This is a genomic window from Cognatilysobacter segetis (assembly GCF_004359965.1).
Taxonomy (GTDB): Bacteria; Pseudomonadota; Gammaproteobacteria; order Xanthomonadales; family Xanthomonadaceae; genus Cognatilysobacter; species Cognatilysobacter segetis.
This window is the reverse complement of record NZ_SMRQ01000074.1, coordinates 1-9,537: the sequence shown is the minus strand read 5'-3', so window position 1 is coordinate 9,537 and position 9,537 is coordinate 1. Positions and strand designations below refer to the sequence as shown.

Here is a 9,537-nt window from a genome sequence, read left to right as displayed (position 1 = left end):
GCCGCGCGGCCCGCGCGGTCTTGCGCGCGGCGCGTTCGGTCGCGCGGCGCGCCTCGCGCAGGAAGCGCAGCGCCACGCGTTCCCAGCTGCGCGCGCTGCGCGTATTGCCGGCGAGCGTGCGCAGCCGGCCGCTGCGCCAGCCGTCGAACACCGCGGGGTCGATGTAGGCCTTGCGGCAGACGGTGGGCGTGTTGCCGAGCATGTCGGCGACTTCCGCCACCACCTGCTTCTCGATCGAGGCCAGCTCGCGCTCGCTGGCCTCGACCGGTGCGTCGAGCGCGGCGAAGCGCTCGATCGCCGCGAGCGTGCCGCCCCAGGTGCGGAAGTCCTTCGCGGTGAACGCCTCGCCCAGCGCTCCGCGCAGGTAGTCGTTGACCTGCGACGAGCCCACCGGCTGGGTCGCGCCGTCGTCGTCGACGTACTGGAACAGCGACTGCCCGGGCAGCTGCTGGCAGCGCTTGACCAGGCTCACCAGCTGCGCGTCGTCGAGCACGATCTCGTGATCGAGGCCCGACTTGCCACGGACCTGGAATTTCGCGCGGCCGCCGCGCAGGAAGCCGACATGCCGGTTGCGCAGCGTCGTCAGGCCGAAGGATTTATTGCTGCGTGCGTAGCAGTCGTTACCGACGCGGATCAGCGTCCGCGCCATCACCGACACCACGATCGCCAGCACCTTGTCGCGCGGGAAACCCCGCTGCGCGAGGTCGCGCGACAGCCGCCGCCGCAGCTTCGGCAACGATTCGCCGAACGCGACGATGCGCTCGAACTTGCCGTCGCCGCGGACGGCCGCCCAGTCGGGGTGGTAGCGGTACTGCTTGCGACCTTTCGCGTCGCGGCCGGTGGCCTGCAGGTGGCCGTCCGGGTCGGGGCAGATCCACACATCGGTATAGGCGGGCGGGATCGCCAGTGCGCGGATGCGCGCGAGCGTGGCCTCGTCGTCGATCGCGCGGCCGTCGGCATCGAGATAGGCGAAACCGTCGCCCTTCTTCTGGCGACGGATGCCGGGCGCGGTATCGCTGACGTAGACCAGCCCGGCCTGCCGCGCGGCGATCGCGCCCTCGGCGGGCAATGGAAGGACGGCGCTCATGAGCGACCGAGCATCGACGCGGCGTCGTCAACGCCGCGCCAATCGGCCGCGCACGTTCAGGCGGCGGCGGGTTCCACCGCGGCGGCGTGGCGACGCGCATGGCGCATCGCGATCAGCCAGGCGACGCTGAGCACGACCGCGGCGAGGAAGAACGCCGCGCCCGGGAGGTGCATCGGCGCGCGCCTGCCGATGAAGAAGCCGAACGTCGCGGCGTAGGTCATCGGCGCCACCACGCCGATCAGGCTGACCAGGCTCATGATCGCGCCCTGCAGGCGGCCCTGCGCCTCGGGACCGACCTCGCGCGTCATCAGCGCCTGCGCCGCCGGCTGCGACACCGCCCACAGCGCGCTGATCGGCAGGCCCAGCCAGAACATCCAGGGCTGTGCCGCCGCGCCGTAGATGGCGAAACCGACGACGCCGCAGGCCAGCCCGATGCTCATCGCGCGCTGCTCGCCGAAGCGCTGGATCAGGCGCCCCACCAGCAGCGCGTTGACGATCACGCTGAGCACGCCGACCACCGCGAGCACGTAGGACACGTCCTTCGGGCCCCAGCCGTAGCGGACATCGCCGTACAGCACGAACGTGCTCTGGTAGACGTAATGCGTCGACGCCGCGAGCAGCACGATCACGATCAGGTCGGTGATCTGCGGGTAGCGCCGGATCATCGACAGCGAGGCGAACGGCCGCGTCTGCGACCAGTCGAAGCGCTTCGCGCGCTTCTCCGGCGCGAGCGATTCGGGCAGCACGAACAGGCCGTAGCAGAAGTTCACCAGCGACAGGCAGGCCGCGGCCCAGAACGGCGCGCGCAGGCTCACCTCGCTGAGCTGCCCGCCAATCACCGGACCGATGATGAAGCCGAGGCCGAACGCCGCGCCGATCATGCCGAACGCCTTGCCGCGCTGCTCCGGCGGCGTGACGTCGGCGATGTACGCGTTCGCGGTGGTGAAGCTGGCCGACGCGATCGCCGAGATGATGCGGCCGACCATCAGCCACGCGAGCGTCGGCGCGAGCGCCATGAACACGAAATCGAGCCCTAGGCCGAGGCAGGAGATGAGGATCACCGGCCGGCGCCCGAACCGGTCCGACAGCGCGCCCTGCACCGGCGACGACAGGAACTGCACCGCGGCGAACACCGCGCCGAAGGTGCCGACCCAGTACGCGGCGTGCTCCGTGTCGCCGCCGTTGAGCATCTGCACCAGCTTGGGCAGCACGGGAATGATCAGGCCGAACGACAGCACGTCGATCAGCACGGTGACGAAGATGAAGGCGAGCGCGGCACGGCGCCCGCGCATGGGCGCGGTGTCCACGGGCGGGTCCAGCGACGGAGGCGGGCGTGCAGTCTAGCGGCGATGCGCCCGGCCGCGGACGCTGGGCCGGCACGTCCGGCCGGCACCGCCGACGGTCAGGCCTGCGCCGACTTCGGCGTTTCCGGGCCGGTGGTGCCGGGCGGGCTGGGCAGCGCCTGCGCGGTCTCGGGTTGCAGGTCCTCGCGCTCGCGCCAGTTGCGCGGCAGGCGGTTGTGGATCTTGGTGGCCGCGATCGCGGCGTGGCCCACCGCCACGGCGATCTGGTTCAGCGCGCTCACCACGTCGCCCGCCGCGTAGACGCCGTCGACATGGGTCTGCTGGTCGTCGCCGGTGACGATCTCGCCGTTCGCGTCGAGCTCCGCGCCGATCTGCAGGGCGAGGTCGTTGTTCGGCGCGCAGCCCAGTGTCGGGTAGAGCGTGTCGAAGCGCAGCTCGCGGCCGTCGGCGAAGCGCGCGACCGTCGCACGGCCCTCGAACGCGAGTTTGGCGGGCGTCGGCAGTACGTCGATGCCGGCATCGCGCGCCTGCGCGAGCGCGTCGGGCGACGGCGTGGCGTCGTCGCTCGCGATCACCGTGACCTCGCGCGAGAACGTACGCAGGAACAGCGCGTGGCTCACCGTGCTGTCGACCGGGCCGTACACGGCGACGCGGCAGTCGCTGGCCTCGTAGCCGTCGCAGACCGGGCACAGGCGCACCGCGCCGTTGGCGATCGCGTCCTCGAGCCCCTCGAGCGGCGGCATCACGTCGACGATGCCGGTCGCGAGGATCACGAAGCGCGCGCGCCAGCGGCGGCCATCGGCGGCGACCGCCTCGAAGCCTTCGTCGATGCGATTGAGCTGCGCGATGCAGGCGTCCTCGATGTCCGCGCCATAGCCGATCGCCTGCTCGCGCTGCTGCTGCAGCAGCGTGTGGCCCTCGATGCCGCGCGGGAAGCCGGGCGCGTTGTGGCTGGTGGGGATCCAGCGCGCGCGGCTCTTGCCGGCGTCGAGTACGACGATGCGCCGGTGGTAGCGCACCAGGTAGGTCGCCGCGGTGAGCCCGGCCGGGCCCGCGCCGACGATCAGGCAGTCGAGCAGGTCGTCGCCGCTCATGCGGGTTCCAGCAGCCGCAGGCCGAAGCGGTCGGCCGGCGCGTTCCAGCGATGGCTCACGCGCAGCCCGGCCTGCGCGGCGAGCGCGTCGAAGTGGGCGTCGGTGTACTTGTGCGAGATCTCCACGTGGATCGGCTCGCCGTCCTCCAGCACGAACGCATGCCCCGCGACGCGCACGACCTGCAGCCCGCGGCTGACGATCGAGGTCTCGATGCGGCTGCGCTCGGGCGAGAACCGCGCCACGTGCGAGAAGCGGCGCCGGTCGAAGTCCGCGCCCAGTTCGCGGTTGAGGCGCGCGAGCAGGTTCAGGGTGAAGGCCGCCGTGATGCCCGCGGCGTCGTTGTAGGCGGCCTCCATGTCGGCGACGTCCTTGACCAGGTCGATGCCGACCAGTGCGAGGCCGCCGTCGCCCATCGTCTCGCGCATGGCCGACAGCAGGTCGACCGACTGGCGCGCGTCGAAGTTGCCGAGCGTGGACCCGGGGAAGAACAGCAGCGTGCTTGCGGCGGGGATCAGCGACGGCGGCACCGGCACCGGCCGGGTGAAGTCGGCGCAGACCGGCAGCATCTGCACGTCGGGGAAGGCGTAGGCCAGCCGCTGCGTGGCGTCGAGCAGCATCTCGCGCGAGATCTCCACCGGCGTGTACGCCACCGGCGACGCGAGCCCCCCGAGCAGCAGCTGCGTCTTGCGCCCGCTGCCGCTGCCGAGCTCGACCACGTGCGCATCCGGGCCGACCGCGAGGCGGATCTCGCGCATCGACTGCTGCATCAGCGCGATCTCGGTGCGCGTGAGGTCGTACTCCGGCTGGCGCGTGATCTCCTCGAACAACTGCGAGCCGCGCGCGTCGTAGAAGTACTTCGACGGCAGCGTCTTCGGCGTGGCCGACAGGCCCGCGATCACGTCGGCGCGCATGTCGTCGGGCGTGGGATGCAGGTCGAGCAGCGCCGGCGGCGAGGGCGCCAGCCGGGTATGCGGATGCAGGAGCGTCATGCGAGGTCCTTGGCCAGGCGCAGGCCGGCGAACTGCCAGCGCGCGTGCGGCGGGAAGAAGTTGCGGTAGCTGGCGCGCAGGTGGTCGCGCGGGCTGGCGCAGCTGCCGCCGCGCAGCACCTGCTGGCCGACCATGAACTTGCCGTTGTATTCGCCGAGCGCGCCGGGCCACGGCCGGTAACCCGGGTACGGCAGGAACGCGCTCGACGTCCATTCCCAGACGTCGCCGAACAGCTGGCGCATACCGGCGGCCGCGTTGCCGGCCGGCGCGAGGCGGCCCTCGTCGACGAAGTTGCCCTCGACGGGCACGCCCTGCGTCGCCCGCTCCCATTCGAACTCGGTCGGCAGCCGCGCGCCGGCCCAGCGGGCGAACGCATCGGCTTCGTAGTAGCTGATGTGCGCGACCGGTGCGTCGTCGTCGATGGCGCGCACGCCGCCGAGAGTGAAGTCGTGCTGCTCGTCGAGCCAGTGGAGCGGGCGCTCCCAGCCCTCGGCCTGCACGCGCGCCCAGCCGTCGCTGAGCCAGAGCGCCGGCGTGCGGTAGCCGCCGTCGCGGATGAAATCGCGGTATTCGCCGCAGGTCACCGGGCGCGTGGCGAGCGCGAACGGCGCGACCAGCACGCGGTGGCGTGGCGATTCGGGATCGAACGCGAAGGCGCGCGTCGCATCGGGCCACGCAGGTGCACCGACTTCGACGACCGCTTCGTCGAAACGCTGCCAGCCGAGCGGGCCGGCGCACTCGCCGCGCGACGGCAGGTCGTCGCGATACGCGGGGCGCAGCGGATTGCACGCGAACGCGTGCAGCAGGTCGGTGAGCATCAGCTCCTGGTGCTGCTGCTCGTGCTGCAGGCCGACCTCGACGCGCAGGCGCAGCGCGTCGTCGAGCTCGCCGCGCGCGAGCGCGTCCTGCAGGCGCGCATCGATGCGTGCGCGGTAGTCGAGCACCTCGGCCAGCGACGGCCGCGACAGCAGCCCGCGCATCGGCCGCGCATGCTGCGGGCCCACGCTCTGGTAGTAGCTGTTGAACAGCACCTGCCAGGTCGCGTCGACCGGGCGATGCCCCGCCAGCTCGCCGAGCACGAACGTCTCGAAGAACCACGTGGTGTGCGCAAGGTGCCACTTGGTCGGGCTGGCGTCGGGCATCGACTGCAGCATCGCGTCCTCGGGCGAGACCGGCGCGGCCAGTTCGACGCTGCGCGCACGCACGTCGCCGTAGCGCGCCGCGAGGGGCTCGCGGGCGCGGCTCGGCGCGTCCTGCATCGCGGCAGTCCGGGTGTCCAGTGCGGGTCCCATGCGGAAAGCCTAGGCGGCGGCCGCGACGGCCGGGTGACGGCTGGGCGTGCTCTACAGTGGCGCCATGCCGCTGCCGCCCGACGTCCGCGACGCCTTCCTGATTCCGGACGGCGCGCTCTACCTCGACACCGCCTCCAACGCGCCCCGCCTGCGTAGCGTCCATGCCGCGCTGCGCCGCGCCTGGGACGAAAGCGCCGCGCCGTGGCGGCTGTCCTTCGCCGACTGGGACGCGCAGATCGAGCGCGTCCGGGCGCTCGGCTCGCGGCTGTTCCACGCCGACGGCCGCGCCGACGCGGAGTCGGTCGCACTGGTGCCGTCGGTCGCGCACGCGATGTCGACGATCGCGGCCGGTTGGCCGCTGCGTGCCGGCGACGTCGTGGCCCTGCTCGATGGCGAGTTTCCCTCGACGCTGCTGCCCTGGCAGGTGCGCTGCGCATCGATCGGCGCCGCGCTGCACGCGATCGACCGCGTTGATGCCAGGGCCGCCACGCTGCGGCTGCTGGAGGTCGCGCCCCCTGCCGTGCTGGTGCTGTCGCAGTCGCACTGGCGCGACGGCCGCCTGTTGGATCTCGATGCGGTCGCCGACGCCGCCCGTGCGCGCGGTGTGCCGCTGGTGCTCGACCTCAGCCAGAGCCTCGGCGTGCTGCCCGGCGACGTCGATAGGTGGCGACCGGCCTTCGCGATGAGCGTGGGCTACAACTGGCTGCTGATGCAGAAGGGCCTGTGCCTGCTGTGGGCATCGGCGGCGTGGCGCGAGCGCATCGCGCCGCTCGAGCAGCACTGGCAGGGCCGCGCGCCCGCGCGTCCGTGGCATTTCGGGATGGACGCGCCGCCGCCGTACCGCGACGGTGCGCGCCGTTTCGACGGCGGCGAGGTCACGGAACCGCTGCGGCTGGCGACGGCGGAGGCCGCGCTCGCGCAGCTGCTCGAGTGGACGCCCGCGGCGGTCGCGCAACGGCTCGGCGAGCTGACGGCGCGTCTGCGCGCAGCGCTCGATGCCGCCGGCATCGGCGACTGGTGCCTGTCGCCCGCATCGCCGCACCTGCTCGGCATCGCACCGCCGCCGGCGCGGCTGGACGCGTTGCGCGCGTCGTTCGCCGCCTCGCACGTGGTCTGCATCGAGCGCGACGGCGTGTTCCGCCTCGCGCCGCACCTGCACCTGGGCGCGGCGGACATCGACCGCGTGGCCCAGGCGATCGTGCAGGCGAACGCGCGCCGCGGCTAGCGGCGCGCGCGACCGGTCAGCGCGCGCCCTGCCCGCTGCGGATGAACTGCAGGAACTCCGCGCGCGTGCGCGCGTCCTCGCGGAACGCGCCGAGCATGGTCGACGTCGTCATCGACACGCCGCGCTTGTGCACGCCGCGCGTGGTCATGCACTCGTGGCTGGCTTCGACCACCACGCCGACGCCGCGCGGCTGCAGCACGCGCTGGATCACCTCGGCGATCTGCGCGGTCATCTTCTCCTGCACCTGGAAGCGGCGCGCGAAACTCTCGACCACGCGCGCGAGCTTGCTGATGCCCACGACCTTGCCGTCGGGCAGGTAGCCCACGTGCGCGCGGCCGATGATCGGCGCCATGTGGTGCTCGCAGTGGCTTTCGAACTCGATGTCGCGCAGCACGATCATCTCGTCGTAGCCGGCCACTTCCTCGAACGTGCGCTCGAGGTACGTCTTCGCGCAGGTGCCGTAGCCGCTGAACCAGTCGCCGTAGGCATCGACCACGCGGCGCGGCGTGTCGAGCAGGCCTTCGCGCGTCGGGTCCTCGCCGGCCCAGCGCAGCAGCGTGCGCACCGCGTTTTCCGCTTCGTCGCGGCTGGGCTTGTCGTTCTCGGACATGGATCGATCCTGCGTGCATGGACGCGGAATCGTAGCGCAGTGGCTTCGGCACGGCGCCGGCGCACACCGGAATGCGGTGTCCCGCGGGCGGTTCGCCCCGACAAAAGAACGAGGGGCCGGTTGCCCGGCCCCTCGATGCTGCGGGTAGCGGTCGCAGCGTTTGACGCGTATCGCTTAGCGATCACGCGGCGGGGCCGCGTGGACGATCACTCAACGGCCGTCGCGGTCGGCGTCGCCCGGCATGGCGCGCTCGATGTGATGCCAGCCGTCACGCACGGCGCCGCGGGCTTCACCCCAGGCCAGTCGCGACTGGCCCTTGGTGGCGTCCCAGTTGCGCTCCAGCTCGGGCTCGACGGTGTCGAAATCCTTGCCGCGGTACTGGCCGTACGTCTCGTAGCCGTACTTGTACGCCGGCTGGTAATCGTTCCAGTCGCGCGAGCTGTTGTAGTAGTCAGTCTTGGTGTAGTTGTCGCGGAAGTGGCTCTCATAACCCGTCGGGTTCACGGCTTCGGCGATCGAGTCGCCCGCCTTCGAGCCGACGATGCCACCGGCGACGGCGCCCACGAGGCTGCCGACCGGGCCCGCGGCCGAGCCGATCGCCGCACCGGTGACGGCACCCGCGACGGCGCCCGTGCCGGAACCGAGGTTATGGTCTTTCTTGACGTCGCTCATCGTTGACTCCGTTGGTTTGGGGGGAGCCGGCAACCGGCCGGCAGCGGTGAGCCGACTGTGGGCAGCCCCCGGTACATCGCGAGTGAAGAAACGCGGCGATTTCGCCAACGGCTGCTTAACGCGTGCGCCGACGCCGCGGCGCTCAGGCGGCGCCGAGGCGTTGCGCCAGACCCGAAACGCGTCGCGCGTGCCGCGCCAGCGCGGCCTCGATGGCGGACGCGGGACCGAGCACGTGCAACGCGCTGCGCGCGCGCGTGAGGCCGGTGTAGACGAGTTCGCGCGTGAGCACGCGCGTGTCGACGGACGGGAGCTGCAGCCACACGACGTCGAACTCCGAACCCTGCGCCTTGTGTACGGTGGTCGCGAACGCGCTCGCATGCGCCGGCAACGCGCCGGGATGGAACGCGCGCGGGCCGTCGGGACCGTCGAACCAGGCGATCGGCGCGCCGTCCACGTCGCGCAGGCATACGCCGACGTCGCCGTTGAACAGGCCATGTCGCGCGCTGTTCTCGGTGACCATCAACAGGCGCCCGTGGAAATACGGCTCGCGCTGCGCACCGGCGAGCGCGAGTTCGATGCGCGTGTTGAGCTGCACGGCGCCCTGCGGTCCCTCACGCAAGGCCGTGAGCAGGCGCGCGCGATTGACGCGCGCGAGCGCGTCGTGCGGCTCGCTGCAGGCGCGCAGTTCGCGCCAGGGTGCGAGCAAGGCGTCGCGCGTATCCGGCGCGAGCGGATCGAGCGCGCCCTCGTGGAAACGCAGGCCATCGGTGCCCGCGCGCAAGGCCGCAAGCGCATCGGCGGCATCGCCACGACGCACCGCATCGGCGACCGGCTCGAGCGTCAGCGTGTCGGTCTGGCGATACGTGCGATCCAGGTGCACGCGCCGACCGGCGAGCGGCGCGCGGGCATGCACGGGCGCGTCGCTCGCGGCGACGAGCGCGGTAAGCACGTCGCCCGCCTCGACCGAGGGCAGCTGGTCGCGATCGCCGAGCAGCAGCAGCCGCGCGCCGGTCGGCAACGCTTCGAGGAGCTTGCACATGAGCGGCAGGTCAACCATCGAGGCCTCGTCGACCACGAGGACGTCGAGCTTGAGCGGCTCCACCGCATCGAAGCGTGCGGCGGTGCGACCGGGCAGGAGCCCGAGCAGGCGATGCAGCGTGGAAGCCTGCAGCGGCAGCGCATCGCAGAGATCGCCGTCGACGCCGTCCGCACGCAGCGCGTCCGCCACGCGACGCACGCCGCCGGCCATGCGGTCGGCGGCGCG

Annotated in this window: 9 protein-coding genes; 1 reads left to right on the top strand and 8 read right to left on the bottom strand. The window is 72.2% G+C overall.

Annotated features, from left to right (window positions below):
- From E4F61_RS13045 to egtB, 5 genes are all read right to left on the bottom strand, one after another.
- Window positions 1–1,087 (bottom strand): DNA topoisomerase IB (locus E4F61_RS13045; protein WP_133480064.1); only part of this gene is annotated, 1,087 nt, incomplete at its 3' end.
- Between the two features lie 56 nt (window positions 1,088–1,143).
- The gene (locus E4F61_RS13040) at window positions 1,144–2,379 is read right to left on the bottom strand and encodes a TCR/Tet family MFS transporter (RefSeq protein ID WP_133480067.1); all 1,236 of its coding nucleotides are present in this window, start codon (window positions 2,377–2,379) and stop codon (window positions 1,144–1,146) included.
- Between the two features lie 110 nt (window positions 2,380–2,489).
- Entirely contained in the window at window positions 2,490–3,485 is a 996-nt protein-coding gene (locus E4F61_RS13035) for an NAD(P)/FAD-dependent oxidoreductase (protein WP_238382942.1), read from the bottom strand.
- Window positions 3,482–4,474: an L-histidine N(alpha)-methyltransferase gene (egtD, locus tag E4F61_RS13030; RefSeq protein WP_133480063.1), complete on the bottom strand. Its 993-nt coding sequence runs from the start codon at window positions 4,472–4,474 to the stop codon at window positions 3,482–3,484. Before egtD ends, E4F61_RS13035 begins: the two co-directional genes overlap by 4 nt.
- Complete coding sequence (gene egtB, locus E4F61_RS13025) at window positions 4,471–5,733, bottom strand: ergothioneine biosynthesis protein EgtB (protein WP_133480062.1); 1,263 nt, start codon at window positions 5,731–5,733, stop codon at window positions 4,471–4,473. The genes egtD and egtB overlap by 4 nt, the downstream gene beginning before the upstream one ends.
- A gap of 97 nt (window positions 5,734–5,830) precedes the next feature.
- Here egtB and E4F61_RS13020 point away from each other — a divergent pair, with 97 nt between their 5' ends.
- Window positions 5,831–6,991, top strand: coding sequence for an aminotransferase class V-fold PLP-dependent enzyme (locus E4F61_RS13020; RefSeq protein WP_133480061.1), 1,161 nt, complete (start codon window positions 5,831–5,833; stop codon window positions 6,989–6,991).
- 16 nt (window positions 6,992–7,007) lie between these two features.
- Here E4F61_RS13020 and folE read toward each other — a convergent pair whose 3' ends face one another.
- The 3 genes from folE to recD form a co-directional block, all read right to left on the bottom strand.
- Window positions 7,008–7,601 (bottom strand): GTP cyclohydrolase I FolE, encoded by a 594-nt coding sequence (folE, locus tag E4F61_RS13015; RefSeq protein WP_133480060.1) that lies wholly within the window; start codon window positions 7,599–7,601, stop codon window positions 7,008–7,010.
- 210 nt (window positions 7,602–7,811) lie between these two features.
- Window positions 7,812–8,273, bottom strand: a complete 462-nt coding sequence (locus E4F61_RS13010; RefSeq protein WP_133480059.1) for a glycine zipper domain-containing protein — start codon at window positions 8,271–8,273, stop codon at window positions 7,812–7,814.
- Window positions 8,274–8,415: 142 nt separating this feature from the next.
- On the bottom strand, window positions 8,416–9,537 hold a 1,122-nt coding region (recD, locus tag E4F61_RS13005; protein WP_238382940.1), incomplete at its 5' end, for an exodeoxyribonuclease V subunit alpha.